The sequence below is a fragment of the Dyella halodurans genome, from assembly GCF_026283925.1.
Lineage (GTDB): Bacteria > Pseudomonadota > Gammaproteobacteria > Xanthomonadales > Rhodanobacteraceae > Dyella > Dyella halodurans.
This window is the reverse complement of the sequence record NZ_JAPDPF010000007.1, coordinates 108561-130312: the sequence shown is the minus strand read 5'-3', so window position 1 is coordinate 130312 and position 21752 is coordinate 108561. Positions and strand designations below refer to the sequence as shown.

Here is a 21752-nt window from a genome sequence, read left to right as displayed (position 1 = left end):
GCCCTATGACAACAAGACCGTCATGGTTGACGGCTATTTGCACCCGGCGACGGCAGATTGAAACCGCGCACAATGCGCAACTTTCCGTCTACCGCCTCGCCCAGCGCCAGCAAGCGGCCATCGTCCGCGTAGACCGCCAGCTGTCCCGTCATCGACGGGTCCAGCGGAATCTGCTGCCCCTGTGAGACTGCCAGGGTGCGCTCCGCGTCCAGCGGCAGCGAAGGCAGGCCAGCCAGGCCGGCCGACACCGGCAACAGCCAGGGCAGCAAGGCCTCGTCGCCCTGCGCCGCCGCGGCCTGCAGCTGCTCCAGCGTCACCATCGCGGGCTCCCTGAACGGCTCGACCCACAGGCGGCGCAAGGCCACCAGGTGTGCGCCACAACCCAGGTCCTCGCCCAGATCCACCGCCAGGCTACGCACATAGGTGCCCGAGCCGCACTCCACGTAAAAGCTCAGATTGTTTTCGCTACGCGACACCAGCTCAAGGCGGTAGACCTCGACTTCGCGCGAGGGAATGTCCACCGCCTCGCCACGCCGCGCCTTGACGTAAAGCCGCTCGCCATCCTGCTTGATCGCCGAATACGCCGGGGGGACCTGGGTGATACGGCCACGCAACTTGGCTAGCGCCTGCTCGATAACCTCGTCGGTCAAGGCTGGCACCGGGCGCTCGAGCTCGATCTCGCCCTCCAGATCCGCCGTCGTGGTGGTGATGCCAAGGCGACACTCCGCCAGATAGGCCTTGCGCGAGCCCAGCAGCATGCCGGCGAGCTTGGTGGCTTCGCCAAAACACAGCGGCAGCAAGCCGCTGGCCAGCGGATCGAGCGCGCCGGTATGGCCACCCTTCTCCGCCTGGAAAATACCCTTGCGCACGGCCTGCAGCGCCTGGTTGGAGCTCAAGCCGAGCGGCTTGTCCAGCAGCACAATGCCATGCAGGTCGCGAAATCGTTCGCGTGGCTTCAGTCGCCTCCGGCTCATCAGTCTTCGGCGTCTTCCTCGTTGGTACCGGCCGCGCGCGCACTGTCCTGCCGCAGCAGGCTTTCGATGCGCTCGCCCTTGTCGACCGAGTCGTCGTACTTGAAGCGTAGCTCGGGCACCCGGCGCAGGCGCATGGTGCGCGACAGTTCACGCCGAAATTCGATGGCCAGCTCCTTGAGCGCCTTCATCGCCTCGGTGGAACGCTCCGGCTGCAGGGCGGTGACCCAGACCGTGGCCCAGTCGAGGTCACGGGTGACCTCCACATCCGACACGCTGACCGAGGGCAGGCCGTGGTCGCGCACGGCAGCATGGACCAGCAGGGCCAGTTCGCGGCGCAGTTCGGCACCGACACGGTCGGTACGTTTGAAATCGCGTGAGGGCATGGAAGCCTCCTGAAACGCCGCTAGGGGCGAGGGACGAGTAGCGAGGGCGCCACCGTCGCAGTTTACGGAGAAACGCGAAGCCCGGACAAAGTTGCCCGGGCTTCGGAGATGCCAGACGTCAGGTTTTCGCGCCCTCGCTACTCACCTCTCGTCCCTGGCGCTTACAGCGTGCGGGCCACCTCGATACGCTCGAAGCATTCGATCTGATCGCCGACCTTGACGTCGTTGTACTGCTTCACGGCGATACCGCATTCCATGCCGTTGCGCACTTCGTCGACCAGGTCCTTGAAGCGGCGCAGCGATTCCAGCTCGCCCTGGAAGACCACGGTGTTGTCGCGCAGCACGCGGATCGGCTTGCTGCGCTTGACCGTACCTTCGATGACCATGCAGCCGGCGACCGCACCAAACTTGGAGCTGCGGAACACTTCGCGGACCTGGGCCACGCCGATGATCTCTTCGCGCACTTCCTTGCCGAGCAGACCGGAAGCGGCCTGCTTCACCTGGTCGATCACGTCGTAAATGATCGAGAAGTAGCGCACGTCCAGGCCGGAGGTGTCGATCACCTTGCGGGCCGAGGCATCGGCACGCACGTTGAAGCCGATCACCAGGGCCTTGGAGGCGGCCGCCAGGGTGGCGTCGGACTCGGTGATGCCGCCGACGCCGGCCGCGATCACGTTGACCTTCACGTTCTCGTTGCCGATCTGGCTGAGCGACTCGCGCAGCGCCTGCACCGAACCCTGCACGTCGGCCTTGACCAGGATATTCAGCGTCTGCTGGTCGGCACCCTGGCTCATCTGGGCCATGATGTCTTCAAGGCGGTTGGCCTTGCTGACCATGCGGGTCTCGCGGCGCTTGAGCTGGCGTTCGGCCGCCACTTCGCGGGCGAGGCGTTCGTCAGCCACCACCACGAAGTCGTCGCCCGATTCCGGCACGCCGGACAGACCCAGCACCTGCACTGGAATCGACGGACCGGCTTCCTGCACCTGCTTGCCGTTCTCGTCGATCAGCGCACGCATGCGGCCGTATTCAATGCCGCAGACGACGAAGTCGCCGCGCTTGAGCGTGCCCTGCTGCACCAGCACCGTGGCCACCGGGCCGCGACCGCGATCCAGGCTGGATTCGATCACCACGCCGGAGGCCGGACCGTCCTCGACCGCCGTCAGCTCCATCACTTCGGCCTGCACCGAAATGGCGTCCAGCAGGGCGTCGATGCCCATGCCGGTCTTGGCCGACACCGGCACGAACGGGGTATCACCACCCCACTCTTCCGGAATCACTTCCAGGTTGCCGAGGCCCTGCTTGACGTGGTCCGGGTTGGCGTCGGACTTGTCCATCTTGTTGAGCGCCACGATCAGCGGCACCTTGGCGGCGCGTGCATGCTGCACGGCTTCCGCCGTCTGCGGCATCACGCCGTCGTCCGCTGCCACGACCAGCACCACGATATCGGTGGATTGGGCGCCGCGTGCGCGCATCGAGGTGAATGCCGCGTGGCCTGGGGTATCCAGGAAGGTGATGACGCCCTTCGGCGTTTCCACGTGGTAGGCACCGATGTGCTGGGTGATGCCGCCGGCTTCGCCCGACGCAACCTTGGTGCGACGGATGTAGTCGAGCAGCGAGGTCTTGCCGTGGTCGACGTGGCCCATGATGGTGACCACCGGCGGACGCGGCTTCTTCTCGCCTTCCAGCTCCGCGCTCTGCGTGTGAGCTGCCAGGGTGGCCTCGGCGTTGTTTTCGCTCGCCGCCACCGCGGTGTGACCGAGTTCCTCGATCACCAGCACGGCGGTGTCGTGGTCGATGGTCTGGTTGATGGTGGCCATGACGCCCATCTTGAACAGGGCCTTGACCACTTCCGAACCCTTGACCGCCATCTTCTGGGCGAGATCGGCGACGACATTGTTGTCGCCAACGACGACCTCACGCACCACCGGCGCGGTCGGGCGGGAGAAGCCGTGGGTACCGGCGGCAGCGGCCGAACCGCCACGCGACGCTTCACGACCCGAGCCCTTGCCAGGCTTGCCACGCTTGTTGGAGCGGCGGGCACGATCGGCGTCGCTCAAGTGCAGTTCGCCACCGGCGAAACGCTTGCCGCCCGGGCCTTCGTCGCGATCGCGACCATGCCGTGGCTTGTTCGCATTGGCGTTCGCGCTGGGGGCGCTGTTGCCGGTATTGGCCGGCGCATTGCCGCCCGCACGATGGGGCGCGCCGGACGCTGCGGCCGGCGTCGCCGCGGCAGGAGCCGCCGGACGCGCAGGCGCAACCACCGGGGCCGGCGTGATCACGACTTTCTTTTCGCGGCGGCGCGGCTCATGGATGGTCGGCACGATCATGCCGAACACGCTGTGATCGACGCGCTGCGCCGGCTGGGCGGCCTCGACCACCGGCGCCTTCTCGGCAGCCTTCTGGGTCGATTCGGCGACTACCGGGGCTGCCACGGACTCGGCCGCAGGCGCTTCGACCTGGCCAGCCTGGGCTGCCTGCTGTGCCTTGGCATGCGCGGCCGCTTCGGCCTCGGCCTGCTGGCGGCGCTGCTCTTCCTCGGCCTCGCGCTGGCGCTGGGCTTCCTCGGCACGCTGCTGGGCCTCTTCGTGGCGCTGGCGCTCGGCCTCGGCGCGCTCGGCCTCTTCATGCTCGCGCTGTTGCTGCGATTCATGCAGCTTGCGCACGGCGTCCTCGCGCTCGACGTCGCCATTCGCCTCTTCGGCAATGACGCTGCGCTTGACGTAGGTACGCTTGGCGCGCACTTCGACGTTGACCGTCTTGGCGGCGGTGGCACCGCGTGCACCCGGGGTAGCGACCTTGAGTTCGCTGACCTTGCGGCGCTTGAGCGTGATCTGCCGCGGCGAGCTGTCCTCCGCCTCGGTCGTGGCGACTTCGCTCTTGCCATGCGTACGGCGCAGGAATCCGAGCAGCTTCACCTTTTCGGTGCTGCTGATGATCTGCTCCGGATCGGAGAATTTCATACCGGCCTCGCCAAGCTGACCAAGCAGCTTGTCTACCGGCATGCCAAGTACCTTGGCGAGTTGCTTAATTGTAACGTCCGACATCGTGTTCTTTCTCCGCCGTTCCCGCGCTAAGTCCGTGCGGCCTCGCCTGCACGTCCACCCCCATCCCTGGTGGAGAGCCTTTCAGCTCTCCTCGGCGCGCCCGTCCAGGGCGCTGCCGTCCGCGGTTAGCCACCTTTCTCCAGACGCGCGATCATCGGCGCACGTGCAGCCATGATCAGCGCCGCGGCGCGATCTTCGTCCATGCCTTCAATATCGATCAGGTCGTCAACCGCCAGATCGGCCAGATCGTCCACCGTCACCACTTCACGCGAAGCCAGCGCATACGCGGTGGCCTCGTCCATGCCCGGCAGCGCCAACAGCTCGCCCGACGGCTGATGTTCGTCGATGCCTTCTTCCACGGCCAGTGCCTCGGTCAGCAGCGCGTCGCGGGCACGGGCGCGGAGTTCCTCGACGATGTCCTCGTCGAAGCCTTCCACCGCCAGCAGCTCGGCGCTGGGCACATAGGCGATTTCTTCCACGCTGGAGAAGCCTTCCTGCACCAGGATGTTGGCGATCTCCTGGTCCACTTCCAGCTTGTCCATGAACAGCTGGCGGGCGGATTCCTGCTCGGCCTCGCTCTTGGCGGCGACCTGGTCCTGGGTCATCACGTTGAGCTGCCAGCCGGTGAGCTTGCTGGCGAGGCGCACGTTCTGGCCACCGCGACCGATGGCCTGGGACAGCTTGTCCTCGGCCACGGCGATGTCCATGGAGTGCTTTTCCTCGTCCATGATGATGGACTGCACTTCCGCCGGCGCCATCGCATTGATGACGTACTGGGCCTGATTCTCGTGCCACAGGATGATATCGACGCGCTCGCCATTGAGCTCGTTCGACACGGCCTGGACGCGCGAACCGCGCATGCCGATGCAGGCGCCGATGGGATCGGTGCGTGTGTCGTGGGCGACCACGGCGATCTTGGCGCGGTCGCCCGGATCGCGGGCGCAGCCCTTGATTTCAACCAGGCCCTGGCCGACTTCCGGCACTTCGAGCTTGAACAGCTCGATCATGAATTCCGGTGCGGCGCGCGACACGAACAGCTGCGGGCCGCGGGCTTCCGAGCGCACTTCGTAGAGGTAGCCGCGGACGCGGTCGCCAACGCGGGCCGACTCGCGCGGAATCGTCTTGTCGCGCGGGATGAAGGCCTCGGCATTGCTGCCCAGGTCCAGATAGACATTGCCGCGCTCGACGCGCTTGACGATGCCGGTGACCAGTTCGCCCACGCGCTCCTGGAACGCATCGACCACCTGCTGGCGCTCGGCCTCGCGCACGCGCTGCACGATCACCTGCTTGGCGGCCTGGGCGGCGATGCGGCCGAATTCGGCGTTTTCGATCTGCTGCTCGATGTACTCGCCGACCTGCGCACCCTCGCGCTCGTCGACGGCGTCCATCAGACGCACCTGGTGGAACGGCGATTCCATCTCACCGTCGTCTGCGATGACTTCCCAGCGACGGAACGTCTCATAGTCGCCGGTATGGCGATCGATGGACACGCGGATATCCGGATCTTCGTCCGGGTAACGCTTCTTGGCGGCGGATGCGAGAGCCGCTTCCATCGCCAGGAAAATCACTTCGCGCGGCACGCCCTTTTCATTGGCAACCGCGTCAACCACCAGCAAAAGTTCTTTGCTCATTGCAGCAACTCCGTAGACGCCATCAGCGCCCGATCGCTTTCGATTGATTACTTCGTAGGCTTCTTGCCCGGCTTGGGCTGCGGCACGTAACCGAGCGCCACCCAATCCGGTACCACGCGCGCGCTTTCCACCGCGCCATGTTCGAACTCGAAGGTCTTGCCTTCGCCTTCCAGCGAAATACGCTCGCCCTCGACCGACACCACCTTGCCGCGCATGCGGCGACGACCTTCCAGCGGTGCCTTCAGCAATACCTTCACTTCCGCACCGGTCACCTTGGCGAACTGCGCCGCGGTGAACAGCGGGCGATCGATGCCCGGGGAAGAAACCTCCAGCACGTAGTGGCCCGGGATCGGGTCCTCCACGTCCAGCAGCGCCGACAGCTCGCGGCTGGCCGACTCGCAGTCGTCGAGACCGATTTCGCGGCTCTCGCCACCCTGGTCGAGCACGTCCAGGTAGACCCGCAGAGTACTCTGCCCCTGCGACGGGGTGAACTCCACGCCAATACATTCCACGCCCAGATCGGCCAGAACTTCAGAGAAGCGTTGAGCCAGTGCCTGCGTATCCATAGTTCGCCTACCGTTACCATCGCCAGAAACAAAAAATGGGCTCAAGCGGCCCATTTCCCTGCTCTTAGAAAGAGCGCACTCGCCGATGTCCCGACCCATACAGACTCTTTCCGGGGCACCAGCGCATGCCGCATCGAAGCGGCATGTGACGCACGTGCGACGCTTCCATGCGCCCAACAAAAAAGCCTCACGAGGAGGCTTTCTTGTTCTAAGAAAGATCTGGTAGCGGGGGCAGGATTCGAACCTGCGACCTTCGGGTTATGAGCCCGACGAGCTGCCAGACTGCTCCACCCCGCATCAGAGTCCGAGAATATTAACGAGATGGCCGAATTCTTGCAAGCTTTTTCGTGAATATTTTCAAAAAATCGTCTGATGCCTGCGTGACGGAGTACTTCCGCCACGCCGACCATCAGCCGACAAACACGCGCTGGCACCAGCCGAACAGCGGGCCCCAGCCAAATCCGAGCACCAGCAAGGCCAACACATTCAACGACAGCACCACGCGCACCGAGGCATCGCTTTGCAGGCGAATTTCGGTGCCTTCCACCGGCTTGTCGAAGTACATGACCTTGACCACGCGCAGGTAGTAATACAGACCGACGATGGCGAACACCGCACCCACGATGGCCAGCCACATCATGCCGGCGTGGATCGCGGCCTGCAGCACCAGCAACTTGGCGAAGAAGCCGAACAGCGGCGGCACGCCCGCCAGCGAGAACATCACCAGCATCATCAGGAACGCAGCCCACGGCGAGCGCTGGTTGAGGCCCTTCAGATCGTCGATCTCTTCGCACTCGAAGCCTGCACGGGCTAGCGCCAGGATCACGCCGAAGGCAGCGGTGCTCATCAGCGCATAGCTGATCGCGTAGAACAGGGCCGCCGCATAGCCTTCCGGCCCTGCGTTGACCAGGCCCAGCAGCAGGTAACCCATGTGCGAAATGGTCGAGTAGGCCAGCAGGCGCTTGAGGTTGCTCTGCACGATGGCGACCAGGTTGCCGATCGCCAGCGACAGCACGGCCAGCACCGCCAGCATCAGCTGCCAATGCTGCGACAGGTCGCCCAGGCCCGAGGCCAGCAGGCGATACGCCATGCCGAACGCGGCCAGCTTGGGGGCGGAGCCGATAAAGATCGTCACCGCGGTGGGCGAGCCCTGGTAAACGTCCGGGATCCACATGTGGAACGGCGCCGCACCAAGCTTGAAGCCGATGCCGACGACCATGAAGATGAGGCCGAAGATCAGCAGCTGCGGCATGCCGGTATGCAGGGCTGCGCCATGCAGGTTCGCCAGACTCAGCGTGCCGGTCGCGCCGTAGACCATCGACATGCCGTACAGCAGCATGCCCGAGGCCAGTGCACCCAGCACGAAGTACTTGATGGCCGCTTCCGACGACAGGCGCGAATCGCGATTCAGCGCGACCAGGGCGTACGACGACAGCGTCAACAGTTCCAGGCCGAGGTACACCGTCAGCAGGTTGCCGGCCGAGACCAGTAGCATGATGCCGATCACCGCAAAGATGGTCAGCGTGTAGAACTCGCCCAGGAACAGCTTGCGATCGACCAGGTAAGGCTTGGCGTAGATGAACACCAGCGCCGTGGTGAGCAAGGCAAAGACCTTGAGCACCTCGGCCACGCCATCGCGCACGAACATGCCATTGAAGGCAGTCACGGCCTGCGGCGGCTGGCCCGCGATCACCAGGTAAATGGCCACCAGCAGCACCGCGACCGAGAGCCAATGCAGCATGGGTCGCTGCTCCGGCTTCATGAAGGCATCCAGCAGTAGCAGCAAGCACGCCGCCACCACCAGATACAGCTCCGGCAACAGGATCAGAATGTCATTGATATTCGGCATGATCAGTCCTGCTTAAACCTTGTGATTGCCAAGCTGCGTCACCAGCTGCGTCACCGACGAATCCATCAGGTGGATCAGCGGCTGCGGCCAGATGCCCAGTGCCAGCACGGCGGCGGCGAAGGCGCCAAGTACGAAGATCTCGCGGCCGTTGATGTCCTTCATCTCGGCCACGTGCGGGTTGTGGATATCGCCCCACAGCACGCGCTTGACCATGTACAGCGTGTAGGCCGCGCCGATGATCAGGGTGAAGGCAGCGAACAGCGCAATCCACGGATTGGCCTGGAAGCTGGCCAGGATCACCTGGAACTCGCCCACGAAACCGCTGGTGCCCGGCAAGCCGCTGTTGGCCATGGCGAACAGCACGTAGAAGAAGCCGAACCACGGCATCACGTTGATGACGCCGCCGTAGTCCTTGATCTGGCGGGTGTGCAGGCGGTCATACAGCACGCCGATGCACGAGAACATCGCGCCCGAGACGAAGCCGTGCGAGATCATCTGCACCATGGCGCCCTGCATGCCCAGCTTGGCCGCGTCGATATTGCCCGCGCCACGCACCAGCATGAAGGCGATGAAGATGCCCAGCGTGACGAAGCCCATGTGCGCCACGGACGAATACGCCACCAGCTTCTTCATGTCCTCCTGCACCAGCGCGATGTAGCCGATGTAGACCACGGCGGTCAGGCTCAGGCCAATCACCAGCCAGGCATAGGCTTCAGACGCATCCGGCACGATCGGCAGCGAGAAGCGCAGGAAACCGTAGCCACCGATCTTCAGCATCACCGCCGCCAGCACCACCGAACCGCCGGTAGGCGCTTCCACGTGGGCATCCGGCAACCAGGTATGCACCGGCACCATCGGCACCTTCACCGCGAACGCGATGAGGAAGGCGAAGAACAGCCAGCTCTGTTCCTTCAAGGTCAGCGGCAGCGCCGCCAGCACCTGCAGGTCAAACGAGCCGGCCTTCAGGTACAGGTAGATCAGGCCGACCAGCATGAAGATCGAGCCGAAGAACGTGTAAATGAAGAACTTCAGGGTGGCGTAGACGCGACGCGGACCGCCCCAGACACCGATGAGGATGAACATCGGGATCAGCATGGCCTCGAAGAACACGTAGAACAGCAAGGCGTCGGTGGCGCAGAACACGCCGATCATCAAGCCCTGGAGCACCAGCATCGCCGCCATGTACTGGTGCGGCTTGTCCTGGATGACCTCCCACGCGCCGACGATCACCAGGATGCCGACAAAGCAGGTGAGCAGGATCAGCGCCACCGAGATGCCGTCGACGGCCAGGCTGTAGTGGACGCCTAGCGAGGCGATCCATACATGGCTTTCGACCAGCTGCTTGGCGCTGTCGGCCGCGTTGTACTGCGGCAGCAGGTAGAGGCTGAGAACGAAGGTGATCACGGCCACCAGCAGCGCCGTCCAGCGCGCCACGTTGGGTCGGCCCGAGCCGGCGAGCAGCACGGGGATGGCACCCACGACGGGGAGCCAGATCAGCAGGCTGAGCAAATGATTGAACATGGAGCTGGTTCCCTTATTGCCCGACCAGCCAATACCCGCCAAGCAGCAGGATTAGGCCGAGAATCATCGCGAAGACGTAGTGATAGAGGTAGCCGGACTGCAGACGGCGCACGCCGCCGGCGATCCGCTGGACAAGACCCGCCGAACCGTCGATCAGCACGCCGTCGATCACGGCGGCATCGCCGCCCTTCCACAGCGCACGACCGAGCGCGATGCCGCCGCGCGCGAAGACGATGTAGTACACCGCGTCGAACCAGTACTTGTGGTTCAGCGTGTTGTAGACCGGCTTCAGCGCGTTCTTGATGCGCTCGGCCACGGCCGGGTTGAATAGATAGATGTAGGTCTGAATGGCGAAAGCCGCGGCCACCAGCCAGAACGGCAGCTGGCCAAAGCCATGCAGTGCCGCCGAGAACCAGTTGTCGAATTCCTTGCCCAACTCGCCGAGCACGTTGTTCGCTTCGTTGACATGGATGGCGGACCCAAACCACTCGCCGTAAAGCAGCGGCTTGACCGCGAGCGCGCCGACGATGATCGACGGAATCGCCAGCAGGATCAGCGGCAGGGTCACCACCCACGGCGACTCCTTCGGCGTCTCGTGCATGATGCCGGCATCGTGGTGACCGTGGTCATCCTTGTGCGAGTCATGGTGGTGCTCGTCATGGCCATGACCGTGGTCGTGCACCACGACGAAGCGTTCCTTGCCATGGAAGGTCAGGTACATCTGACGGAACGTGTACAGCGCGGTCACGAAGGCACCGGCCATCACGCAGAAGTAAGCGTAATGGGCGCCCCAGCGGTGCGACTCGCCCACCGCCTCGATGATCGCGTCCTTGGAATAGAAGCCGGCGAAGAACGGCACGCCGCACAGGGCAAGCGAGCCGATCCACATGGTGATCCAGGTGATCGGCATGTACTTGCGCAGGCCGCCCATGTAGCGCATGTCCTGCTCATGGTGCATGGCGATGATCACCGAGCCCGCGCCCAGGAACAGCAGCGCCTTGAAGAACGCATGGGTCATCAGGTGGAACACCGCGCCCGCATAGGCGGACACGCCCAGCGCCACGGTCATGTAACCGAGCTGCGACAGCGTGGAATACGCCACCACGCGCTTGATGTCGTTCTGCACGATGCCGATCAGGCCGGTGAACAAGGCACCGGTGGCGCCGATCACCATCACAAAGCTGAGCGCGGTATCCGACAGCTCGAACAGCGGCGACATGCGCGCGACCATGAAGATGCCGGCGGTCACCATCGTCGCCGCGTGGATCAGTGCCGAGATCGGGGTCGGACCTTCCATCGAATCCGGCAGCCACACGTGCAGCGGCACCTGGGCGGACTTGCCCATCGCACCGATGAACAACAGGATGCCGATCACGGTGGCGGCGTCCCAATGGGTGTTCTGGGTGATCTGCAGGGTCTTACCGACCAGGCTGTCGGCGTTGCCGAAGGCGGTGGCGTAGTCCAGCGTATTGAGGAAATACAGGATCGCCGCAATGCCGAGCAGGAAACCGAAGTCGCCCACGCGGTTGACCAGGAACGCCTTCAGGTTGGCGAAGATCGCCGTGGGACGCTTGAACCAGAAGCCGATCAGCAGGTACGACACCAGGCCCACGGCTTCCCAGCCGAAGAACAGCTGCATGAAGTTGTTGCTCATCACGAGCATCAACATCGAGAAGGTAAACAGAGAGATGTAGCTGAAGAAGCGCTGGTAACCGTCGTCATCCGCCATGTAGCCGATGGTGTAGATATGCACCAGCAAGGACACGAAGGTCACCACCACCATCATCATGGCGGTGAGGCGATCGATCAGGAAGCCCACGTTGGCCGTATAGCGACCGATCTCGAACCAGGTATAGATGTTCTGGTTATAGACCGGCGCGCCGCCGGTGGTGAGCTGGTACAGCACGTAGAACGACAGGCCGCAGGCAATCGCCACACCGAGAATGGTGACGGTATGCGAACCGGCGCGGCCGATGATGCGACCAAAGAAGCCCGCGAGCAGGCAGCCGACGAGCGGTGCCAGGGCGATGGTCAGCAGAATGGAGGTGGACAATTCCATCGGGTCAGCCCTTCATGCTGTCGATTTCGGCGATGTTGATGGTGCTGCGATTGCGGAACAGCAACACCAGGATCGCCAGGCCGATGGCGGTTTCCGCCGCGGCCACGGTAAGGATGAAGAACACGAACACCTGGCCTGCCGCATCGCCCATGAAACGGGAGAACGCGACGAAGTTGATGTTCACCGCCAGCAGCATCAGCTCGATCGACATCAGCAGCACGATGACGTTCTTGCGGTTGATGAAGAGGCTGGCCAGGGCGATGCTGAACAAGACAGCGCCGAGCACGATGAAATGCGAAAGCGTGATCATGGGGTGGACTCCTTGCCCGGTGCCGGCTGCGGCGCGGCGGGGACTTCCGCCGCCATCTTCACCACGCGAATGCGATCACGGGGATTGACGAGGACCTGCTGCGAAGCCGCCTGGTGGCGCACGCCGGTGCGCTGGCGCAGGGTCAGCACGACGGCCGCCACCACGCCGACGGTAAGAATCAGCGCGGCGATTTCGAACGGCAGCAGGAACTGCGTGTACAGCGCCGTACCCAGCCATTCCGTATTGGACATGCCTGCCACGGTGGCCGGGTTGGCGCCCATCACCTGGGCATGCATGGCGCGCACGCCGATCATCGCCAGCATCTCGCCCAGCATGATCAGGGCCACGATGATGCCGACCGGCAGGTATTTGATGAAACCTTCGCGGATATGCTCCTGCTTGATGTCGAGCATCATCACCACGAACAGGAACAGCACCATCACCGCGCCGACGTAGACCACGATGAGCGCGATGGCCAGGAACTCGGCTTCCGCCAGCAGCCAGATGCAGGCCGTGCTGAAGAACGTGAGCACCAGGGCCAGCACGGCGTGCACCGTGTTGCGCAGGCTGATCACGCCCAGCGCGGCACCGATGGTGACCGCGGAGAACGCGTAGAAACAGATGAGTTGGAACACAGAGGGATCGATCACAATAGTGTCCTCAACGATACGCAGCGTCTTGAGCGCGAGCCGCCGCGATGTCCTGCTCGAAGCGGTCGCCAATGGCGAGCAGCTGCGGCTTGGTCACCACGTTCTCGCCACGCTGCTCGAAGTGATACTCGTGGATATGCGTCTCGACGATCGAGTCGACCGGGCAGCTCTCTTCGCAGAAACCGCAGAAGATGCACTTGAACAGGTCGATGTCGTAGCGCGTGGTGCGGCGCTGGCCGTCGCTCTCGCGCGGCGCCGAGTCGATGGTGATGGCCAGGGCCGGGCACACTGCCTCGCACAGCTTGCATGCGATGCAACGCTCTTCGCCGTTCGGATAACGACGCAGGGCATGCAGGCCGCGGAAGCGGTTCGACTTGGGGATGTGCTCCATCGGGTAGCGCATCGTGTACTTCGGGCTGAACATGTAGCGCATGGTCAGTGCCATGCCCTTGAACAGCTCGATCAGTAGCAGGCTTTTGAAATAGTGCGAAATGCGGGACATGGTTCTCTTCAGCCTCCCGTGCCGACGGTGACCCAGCCGAAATACTTCATGCAGCCGGCGACGAGGACCCAGACGATGGTGATGGGAATGAATACCTTCCAGCCCAGACGCATGATCTGGTCATAGCGGTAGCGCGGGAAGCTGGCGCGGAACCACAGGAACATGAAGGCGAAAATAAAGGCCTTGATGAACAGCCACAGGAAACTGCCCTGCCCGATGAAGCCCCACGAGGCCGGGAATGGCGACAGCCAGCCGCCCATGAACAGGATCGCGGCCAGGAAGCTGACCAGGATCATGTTCGCGTATTCGGCCAGGAAGAACAGCGCGAACGCCGAGCCCGAATATTCCACGTGGAAGCCGGCGACGATTTCCGACTCGCCTTCCGCCACGTCGAACGGCGCGCGGTTGGTTTCGGCCACGCCCGAGATGAAGTAGATGATGAAGACCGGCAGCAGCGGCCACATGAACCAGTCGAACATGCCCTTGTGGCCAGTCTGCGCATGCACGATGTCGGTGAGGTTCAGCGAACCGGCCAGCACCAGCACGCATACCAGGCACAGGCCCATGGCTAGTTCGTAGGAGATCACCTGGGCCGCCGAACGCATCGCGCCGAGCAAGGCGTAACGCGAGTTGGAGGCCCAGCCGGCAAGGATGATCCCGTACACGCCCAGCGAGGTCATCGCCAGCAGGTACAGCACGCCGGCATTGACGTTGGCCAGCACCATCTGCTCGTTGAACGGCACCACGGCCCAGGCCGCCAGCGCCGGAATCAGCGCCAGCATCGGAGCGAGGTAGTACAGGAACTTGTTCGCTTCGGTCGGAAGAATCACTTCCTTCAGCAGCAGCTTGACCACGTCGGCGAAGGCCTGCAGCAGGCCGAGGGGACCGATCTTGTTCGGCCCCATGCGCACGTGCATCCAGCCGATGACCTTGCGCTCCCAGTACACGAACATCGCGACCGCGATGACCAGCGGCAGCACGATGGCCAGGATGTAGATCACCGGCCAGATGAGCTGGTTGAGAATCTGATCGCCCATGTGCTTACGCCTTGCTCAGGGTGAGGGCCGCGCCGTAAGGCGGCAGCGTGACGGTGTCATCGTGTGCAGCTTCGATCCATGCCGTGCCATCGGGCACACTCACATCGATCACCAGCGACAGCACTGCATCGGCAACGCGCACTGCCACGCCCTCGCCCAGGCCCAGGCGCTGTGCCTCGTCGGCATTGACGCGCACGGTTGGCGCCCGGTTCAACGGGTGGGCGCTCAGGGCGGACGCGCGACGCAGCACGGCATCCGTGCGATAGATCGGCCAGGTGGCCAGGCGGCTCAGGCCGGCAACCGCCGGACGCGCCGCCAGTTCCGGGCGCTGCTGATGACCGCGCTCGACGATGCCTTCGCGCAGGCCCGCCAGGTCGTCGAACTCGAAGCCCGCAAGCTTCAGCACGCCACCCAGGGCACGCAGCACCTTCCAGCCTGGACGTGCCTCGCCCGGTGCCTTCGCACCGGCAGCCACGCTTTGCGACAAGCCATCGACATTGACCAGGGTGCCGTCGTTTTCCGGCAGCAGCGCGATCGGCAGGATCACGTCGGCCACCTCACGCAGCACCGGGCCGGCATAGGCGGAGAACGCCACGATACGTTCGGCACCGCGCAAGGCCTTGAGCAAGGCGGCGCCATCGGCCACGTCCTGCGGCTCGACGCCGTAGAGCACATACGACTTGCGCGGCTGGGCCAGCATGGCCTGCGCATCGAGGCCGCCATTGCTCGGCAGCACGCCGACGCGGGCCAGGCCCAGCGCATTGGCGCCGACGGGCAGCTCGTTGTAGCCCGCGCCGGTCGCTTCCGCGATGAAGCGGGCAACGGCGCGCAGCCACGAGGCCTGCGGATGCGTCACGGCGGCTTCGCCGAGGATCACCACGGCGCTGCCACTCTTGAGTGCAGCGATGGCGTCCTGGTCACCCTGGTCGAACGACGCGCCATTGATCGCGGCAGCCAGTGCGGACGGTGCCGCGGCACCTGCCTCGACGGCGGCCTTGGCCAGCGCCAACAGCGCATCGACCAGGGCCTGCGGCGCGACGATCGCTTCGCCAGCCAGCTTGTAGTTGAAGTTGAAGCTCGCCGGATTGACGGCGTAAACCTTGGCGCCCTTCTTCACCGCCTGATGGATGCGGTGATTGACCAGCGGCAGCTCATGGCGCAGGTCCGAACCGACCAGCAGTGCGGCCTTGACGTGATCCAGCTCCGCCACCGGCTTGGCAAATGCCTGGGCTGCGGCGTTGTCGGCGAAGTCGAGCTGACGCAGGCGGTGATCGATATGCGCGCTGCCCAGGCCACGCGCCAGGCGCACCAGCAGGTCGCCTTCTTCGTTGGTGGTGGCCGGATGCACCAGCACGCCCAGGTCGCTGCCGGCGGACTGCTTCAGCGATTCGACGGCGGCGCCAAGCGCGTCTTCCCAGGTGGTGGTCTGCCACTGGCCGTTGCGCTTGACCTGCGGCGCGCTGACGCGATCGGCGGCGTACAGGCCTTGATGGCTGTAACGGTCGCGGTCGGAGAGCCAGCACTCGTTGATCGATTCGTTGTCGCGCGGCACCGTGCGCAGCACCTCACCGCGGCGCGTATGCAGCCACAGATTGGAACCGAGCGCATCGTGATAGGCGATCGACGGCTTCGCCACCAGCTCCCAGGCGCGCGCCTGGAACTGGAACGGCTTGTTGGTGAGCGCGCCCACCGGGCAGACGTCGATGATGTTGCCCGACAGCTCGGTCTCGATGGTCTTGCCGATATAGGTGCCGATCTGCAGGTTGTCGCCGCGGCTCATGCCACCCAGTTCGTAGGTGCCGGCGATCTCGCTGGTGAAGCGCACGCAACGTGTGCACTGGATGCAGCGGGTCATTTCGGTGGCGACCAGCGGGCCGAGGTTTTCGTCGGCGATGGTGCGCTTGCGCTCGGTATAGCGCGACACGCTGCGGCCATAACCCAGCGCCACGTCCTGCAGTTCGCACTCGCCGCCTTGATCGCAGATCGGGCAGTCGAGCGGATGGTTGATCAGCAGGAACTCCATCACGTCCTTCTGATACTTCAGCGCGACGTCGGTGCGGGTCTTTACCTTCATGCCTTCGGCCACCGGCGTGGCGCAGGCCGGCTGGGGCTTGGGCATGGGCTTGCCGCCCATTTCCACCTCGACCAGGCACATGCGGCAGTTCGCGGCGATCGGCAGCTTGCGGTGATAGCAGAAACGCGGGATCGCGACGCCAATGGCGTCAGCGGCCTCGATGATCATGGCGCCCTTGCGGATCTGCGTGGGCTTGCCGTCGATCTCGATATTCAGGAGATCAAGAGCGGGGGCGACGGGCTGCGCACTCATGCGGCGGCTCCAAGCTTGTCGTCGACGATCGAGCGGCCGTTGACGATGTAGTACTCGAATTCATCCCAGAACTGGCGCAGGAAGCCCTGCACCGGCCACGCCGCGGCTTCGCCGAATGCGCAGATGGTGTGGCCTTCGATCTGGCCGGCAATGGCCTTCAGGCGATGCAGGTCATCCATGGTGCCCTGGCCGTCCACGATGCGGGTCAGCACGCGATGCATCCAGCCGGTGCCTTCGCGGCACGGCGTGCACTGGCCACAGGATTCCTTGTGGAAGAACTGCGAGATGCGGCGGGTGAAGCGCACGGTGCAGACGGTGTCGTCCAACACCACGATGGCGCCCGAGCCCAGACCGGTCTTCAGGTCGCGCAAGGTGTCGTAGTCGAACGGCAGACCCTTGAGCTGTTCGGCACGCAGCACCGGCATCGACACGCCACCGGGAATCGCACCCTTCAGCGTACGGCCCGGACGCAGGCCACCGGCCATTTCCAGCAGCTCGTCGAACGTGGTGCCCAGCGGCACCTCGAAATTGCCGCCCTTCTGCACGCAGCCGGAAACCGAGAAGATCTTCGGACCGCCGTTCTTGGTCTTGCTCTGCGCCAGGAACCAGTCCGCGCCCTTGCGCAGGATGGCCGGCACCGAGGCATAGGTTTCGGTGTTGTTGATCGTGCTGGGCTTGCCGTACAGGCCGAAGTTGGCCGGGAACGGCGGCTTGAAGCGCGGCTGGCCCTTCTTGCCTTCCAGCGATTCCATCAGCGCGGTTTCTTCGCCACAGATGTAGGCACCGGCGCCGAGCGCGCCATAGATGTCCACATCGAGGCCGGTGCCCTGGATGTTCTTGCCCAGCAAACCCGCGGCGTACGCTTCCTTCAGCGCCTCTTCGAAATGCTCGAACGGCTCATGATGGAATTCGCCACGCAGGTAGTTGTAGGCCACGGTCGAACCGGTGCAATAGCACGCGATCGCCATGCCTTCGATCACCGCATGCGGGTTGAAGCGCAGGATGTCGCGGTCCTTGCAGGTGCCCGGCTCGGATTCGTCCGAATTGCAGAGGATGTACTTCTGCATCGTGCCCTTGGGCATGAAGGACCACTTCAAGCCGGTCGGGAAGCCTGCGCCACCGCGGCCGCGCAGGTTGCTCTTCTTGATCTCTTCGATCAACGCGTTCGGGTCGGGCTTCTCGGCGAGGATCTTCTTCCACGCTTCGTAACCACCGACCTGGGTATAGCTGTCCATCGCCCACGGCTTGTCGAAATGCAGCGTGGTGTAGACGACCTGATGTTCCTGGGGTGCCGGTCCGTATGCCATTGCGCCCTGCCCTTACTTGAGACCGTCGAGAATCTCGTCGACCTTTTGGGCCGTGAGACGCTCGTGGTAGTGACCATTGACGGTCATCGCCGGCGCGCTGGCGCAGGCGGCGATGCATTCTTCTTCGCGCTTGAGATACACGCGGCCATCCGGCGTGCTCTCGCCGAGCTTGATGCCCAGCTTCTTCTCGGCATGCCTCACCAGGTCTTCGGCGCCGTTGAGCCAGCACGAGACATTGGTGCAGATCGCCACGTTGTTGCGGCCGACCGGCTTGGTCTCCAGCATCGAGTAGAAGCTGGCGACCTCATAAGCCCAGACCGCCGGCAGTTCGAGATACTTCGCCACGGCGGTGATCAGCTCGTCGGTCAGGAAGCCGTGGTTCTGCTCCTGTGCGGCAAACAGCGCCTGGATCAGCGCCGAGCGCTTGCGATCCGGCGGAAAGCGTGCCACCCACTCCTCGATGTGATGACGAGTGTGGTCGTTGAGTACGACGAGCGGGTCGACATTCTTGACCTGCTCGAAATTTCCGGTTGCTTTCATGGGTGCTTTCCTCCGGGCTCAGCGATCGACTTCGCCGAACACGAGGTCATAAGTACCGATCATCGCCACCACGTCGGCCAACATGTGGCCACTGACGGTGACGTCCATCGACGACAGGTGGGCAAAACCCGGCGCGCGCAGATGCACGCGGAACGGCTTGTTGGCGCCATCGGAAACCAGGTAGCAGCCGAACTCACCCTTGGGCGCTTCCACTGCGGCGTAGGTCTCGCCCGCGGGCACGCCGTAGCCTTCGGTGAACAGCTTGAAGTGGTGGATCAGCGCTTCCATGTCCTGCTTCATGTCTTCGCGATGCGGCGGCGCGACCTTGAAGTTCTGCACGATCACCGGACCGGGATTCGCCCGCAGCCACTTCACGCACTGCGCAATGATGCGGTTGGACTGGCGCATTTCTTCCACACGCACCAGATAACGGTCGTAGCAGTCGCCACCCACGCCCACCGGGATATCGAAATCCACTTCGGCGTACTTGGCATACGGCTGCTTCTTGCGCAGATCCCATTCGATGCCGGACCCACGCAGCATCACGCCGGTCATGCCCCAGGCCTGGGCCTTTTCGGGGGAGATCACGCCAATGCCGACGGTGCGCTGCTTCCAGATGCGGTTGTTGGTGAGCAGTTCCTCGTACTCGTCCACGCGCTTGGGAAAATCCGCGGTGAACGCGTCGAGGAAGTCCAGCATGGAACCTTCGCGCCAGCTGTTGAGGCGCTTGAGGTCCTTGCCCTTGTGCCAGGGCGACTCGCGATACTGCGACATCTGTGCCGGCAGATCGCGGTAGACGCCGCCCGGACGGTAATAGGTCGCGTGCATGCGCGCGCCCGACACCGCCTCGTAGACGTCCATCAGCTCTTCGCGCTCGCGGAACGCATACAGGAACACGGCCATCGCACCCAGGTCGAGCGCGTTGGAACCGATCCACATCAGGTGATTCAGGATGCGCGTGATTTCGTCGAACATCGTGCGGATGTACTGCGCACGCTCCGGCACCTCGATACCCATCAGGTTCTCGATGGCGCGCACGTAGGCGTGCTCGTTGCACATCATCGACACGTAGTCGAGGCGATCCATGTAGCCGATCGACTGGTTGAACGGCTTGGACTCGGCCAGCTTCTCCGTACCGCGATGCAGCAGGCCGATATGCGGATCGGCGCGAACGACGGTTTCGCCGTCCATTTCCAGCACCAGGCGCAGCACACCGTGCGCAGCCGGATGCTGGGGGCCGAAGTTCATCGTGTAGTTGCGGATTTCCTGCATGCTCAATTCTCCCGCCACTTGTCGGCGGACTCGGCCTTGGCCTGGACCAGGTCGGCGTCATCACGGATCACGCGCGGCACCAGCACGCGCGGCTCGATCGACACGGGCTCGTACACCACGCGCTTCTGCTCGGGGTCGTAGCGAACCTCGACATTGCCGATCAGCGGGAAGTCCTTGCGGAACGGATGGCCCACGAAACCGTAGTCGGTGAGGATGCGGCGCAGGTCCGGGTGGCCGTCGAAGACGATGCCGTAGAGGTCGAATGCTTCGCGCTCGAACCAGTTCACGCCCGGCCAGATGCCGGTCAGCGACGGCACCATCGGCAGCGTGTCGTCTTCACAGAACACGCGCAGACGCAGGCGATGGTTGTGTTCCAGCGACAGCAGGTGGATCACGGCGGCGAAACGGCGCGGCTGGCTATCGGCACGCGGACGATCGGCCCAGTTGAAGCGGCCCATCGCCTCGCCTTCCACGCCGCGTGAGAAGCCGGTACCGGAAACGGTTTCGGTGTCCCACTCGGTCTGGCCGTAGCCCATATAGTCGATGCCGCAGACGTCGATCGGCAGACGGAAGCTGAAAGGTGCTTCGTCGCGCAGAGCGGTAGCCACCGCGAGCAGATCGGCAGCAGGGACCTCGGCGGTCACTTCGTTGCGTACGACGCTGATCGACAGCGTGTCGCCGAATCGCGCAGAAAGGCGCTCGGCCAGCGAGTTCGATGGTGTATCAGTCATGGCTGGCTGCGTCCTCAGGAACGCGCGATGGTGTTGGTACGACGGATCTTCTTCTGCAGTTGCAGAATGCCGTGGATCAACGCTTCCGCCGTCGGCGGGCAGCCCGGCACGTAGATGTCCACCGGCACAATGCGGTCGCAGCCGCGCACCACGGAATAGGAATAGTGGTAATAGCCGCCGCCATTGGCGCAGCTACCCATCGAAATGACCCACTTCGGCTCCGGCATCTGGTCATAGACCTTGCGCAGCGCGGGGGCCATCTTGTTGACCAGGGTGCCGGCCACGATCATCACGTCGGACTGGCGCGGGCTGGGACGGAAGATCACGCCGTAGCGGTCAAGGTCCAGTCGCGCGGCGCCAGCGTGCATCATCTCCACGGCGCAGCAGGCGAGGCCGAACGTCATCGGCCACATCGAACCGGTACGTGCCCAGTTCATCAGCGCATCGACACTGGTGGTGGCAAAGCCACGCTGCATGATCGGGTTGTCCTCGACCGGACGCAGGATGTCGTCCACCAGGTTCAACGGCTGCGGGTTGTGCATCACCCGATCGAGCGACGAGATCACTCCCATTCCAGTGCTCCCTTCTTCCACACGTAAGCAAAACCAATGACCAAGAGCAGCAGGAACAGCGCCATCTCGATGAGCGCGGTCAGGCCGATCTTCTGGAACACCACGGCCCACGGGAACAGGAACGCGATTTCCAGATCGAAGATGATGAAGATGATCGCCAGCAGGTAGTAGCGCACGTCGAAGCGCATGCGCGCATCTTCGAATGCTTCGAAGCCGCACTCGTAAGGCGAGAGCTTGTCTGCTTCGGGACGACGCGGACCCGCCAGCAGGCCAATGACCAGCAGGACCACGCCAAGGCCGGCGGCGACGCCGATGAACAGCAGAATGGGCCAGTATTCGGCAAGCACGATGGAGCGTACCTCCGCGCCTTCATGGCGCATCAGTGACCGTCGGGGTAAACGGTCCGGCAACTGGGTTCGGCAGGCCAGTCAAGGCCAGGGCTATCCGCCACGATCGCGCGCGTTGTTCAGGCCACGAA

The 21752-nt window shown here is 63.9% G+C and carries 19 protein-coding genes and 1 tRNA gene; all 20 read right to left on the bottom strand.

Annotation, left to right across the window (positions count from 1 at the left end; all coding sequences use genetic code 11):
• Positions 1–20: 20 nt before the first annotated feature.
• A complete protein-coding gene (gene truB / locus OUZ49_RS14855; RefSeq protein WP_266151270.1) occupies positions 21–974 on the bottom strand; it encodes a tRNA pseudouridine(55) synthase TruB in 954 nt (317 codons plus the stop codon).
• On the bottom strand, positions 974–1357 hold the full coding sequence (gene rbfA, locus OUZ49_RS14850; RefSeq protein WP_266151269.1) for a 30S ribosome-binding factor RbfA: 384 nt from the start codon (positions 1355–1357) through the stop codon (positions 974–976). Before rbfA ends, truB begins: the two co-directional genes overlap by 1 nt.
• 161 nt (positions 1358–1518) lie before the next feature.
• Positions 1519–4401, bottom strand: coding sequence for a translation initiation factor IF-2 (gene infB, locus OUZ49_RS14845; protein ID WP_266151268.1), 2883 nt, complete (start codon positions 4399–4401; stop codon positions 1519–1521).
• A 125-nt stretch (positions 4402–4526) separates the two neighbouring features.
• Positions 4527–6032 carry a transcription termination factor NusA gene (gene nusA, locus OUZ49_RS14840; RefSeq protein WP_266151267.1) on the bottom strand — a complete coding sequence of 502 codons (1506 nt, stop codon included), beginning with the start codon at positions 6030–6032 and terminating at the stop codon, positions 4527–4529.
• Positions 6033–6079: 47 nt separating this feature from the next.
• Positions 6080–6598 (bottom strand): ribosome maturation factor RimP, encoded by a 519-nt coding sequence (locus OUZ49_RS14835; protein ID WP_266151265.1) that lies wholly within the window; start codon positions 6596–6598, stop codon positions 6080–6082.
• 220 nt (positions 6599–6818) lie between these two features.
• Positions 6819–6895, bottom strand: a tRNA-Met gene (locus OUZ49_RS14830).
• A 112-nt stretch (positions 6896–7007) separates the two neighbouring features.
• On the bottom strand, positions 7008–8447 hold the full coding sequence (gene nuoN / locus OUZ49_RS14825) for an NADH-quinone oxidoreductase subunit NuoN (protein WP_266151263.1): 1440 nt from the start codon (positions 8445–8447) through the stop codon (positions 7008–7010).
• A 12-nt stretch (positions 8448–8459) separates the two neighbouring features.
• Positions 8460–9968, bottom strand: coding sequence for an NADH-quinone oxidoreductase subunit M (locus OUZ49_RS14820; RefSeq protein ID WP_266151262.1), 1509 nt, complete (start codon positions 9966–9968; stop codon positions 8460–8462).
• Between the two features lie 13 nt (positions 9969–9981).
• Positions 9982–12027: an NADH-quinone oxidoreductase subunit L gene (gene nuoL, locus OUZ49_RS14815; protein ID WP_266151261.1), complete on the bottom strand. Its 2046-nt coding sequence runs from the start codon at positions 12025–12027 to the stop codon at positions 9982–9984.
• A 4-nt stretch (positions 12028–12031) separates the two neighbouring features.
• Positions 12032–12337, bottom strand: a complete 306-nt coding sequence (nuoK, locus tag OUZ49_RS14810; protein WP_266151260.1) for an NADH-quinone oxidoreductase subunit NuoK — start codon at positions 12335–12337, stop codon at positions 12032–12034.
• Entirely contained in the window at positions 12334–12984 is a 651-nt protein-coding gene (locus tag OUZ49_RS14805; protein WP_266151433.1) for an NADH-quinone oxidoreductase subunit J, read from the bottom strand. The genes nuoK and OUZ49_RS14805 overlap by 4 nt, the downstream gene beginning before the upstream one ends.
• A gap of 13 nt (positions 12985–12997) precedes the next feature.
• Positions 12998–13489, bottom strand: coding sequence for an NADH-quinone oxidoreductase subunit NuoI (nuoI, locus tag OUZ49_RS14800; RefSeq protein WP_266151259.1), 492 nt, complete (start codon positions 13487–13489; stop codon positions 12998–13000).
• A gap of 8 nt (positions 13490–13497) precedes the next feature.
• A complete protein-coding gene (gene nuoH / locus OUZ49_RS14795) occupies positions 13498–14526 on the bottom strand; it encodes an NADH-quinone oxidoreductase subunit NuoH (protein WP_266151258.1) in 1029 nt (342 codons plus the stop codon).
• A 4-nt stretch (positions 14527–14530) separates the two neighbouring features.
• Positions 14531–16852, bottom strand: coding sequence for an NADH-quinone oxidoreductase subunit NuoG (gene nuoG / locus OUZ49_RS14790; RefSeq protein ID WP_266151257.1), 2322 nt, complete (start codon positions 16850–16852; stop codon positions 14531–14533).
• The gene (nuoF, locus tag OUZ49_RS14785) at positions 16849–18159 is read right to left on the bottom strand and encodes an NADH-quinone oxidoreductase subunit NuoF (RefSeq protein ID WP_266151256.1); all 1311 of its coding nucleotides are present in this window, start codon (positions 18157–18159) and stop codon (positions 16849–16851) included. The genes nuoG and nuoF overlap by 4 nt, the downstream gene beginning before the upstream one ends.
• 12 nt (positions 18160–18171) lie before the next feature.
• Entirely contained in the window at positions 18172–18699 is a 528-nt protein-coding gene (nuoE, locus tag OUZ49_RS14780; RefSeq protein ID WP_266151255.1) for an NADH-quinone oxidoreductase subunit NuoE, read from the bottom strand.
• 18 nt (positions 18700–18717) lie between these two features.
• Positions 18718–19971, bottom strand: coding sequence for an NADH-quinone oxidoreductase subunit D (locus OUZ49_RS14775; protein WP_266151254.1), 1254 nt, complete (start codon positions 19969–19971; stop codon positions 18718–18720).
• A 2-nt stretch (positions 19972–19973) separates the two neighbouring features.
• The gene (locus tag OUZ49_RS14770) at positions 19974–20702 is read right to left on the bottom strand and encodes an NADH-quinone oxidoreductase subunit C (protein ID WP_266151253.1); all 729 of its coding nucleotides are present in this window, start codon (positions 20700–20702) and stop codon (positions 19974–19976) included.
• 14 nt (positions 20703–20716) lie between these two features.
• Positions 20717–21274 carry a NuoB/complex I 20 kDa subunit family protein gene (locus OUZ49_RS14765; RefSeq protein ID WP_266151252.1) on the bottom strand — a complete coding sequence of 186 codons (558 nt, stop codon included), beginning with the start codon at positions 21272–21274 and terminating at the stop codon, positions 20717–20719.
• Positions 21265–21621 carry an NADH-quinone oxidoreductase subunit A gene (locus OUZ49_RS14760; RefSeq protein ID WP_266151432.1) on the bottom strand — a complete coding sequence of 119 codons (357 nt, stop codon included), beginning with the start codon at positions 21619–21621 and terminating at the stop codon, positions 21265–21267. Before OUZ49_RS14760 ends, OUZ49_RS14765 begins: the two co-directional genes overlap by 10 nt.
• Between the last annotated feature and the right edge of the window lie 131 nt (positions 21622–21752).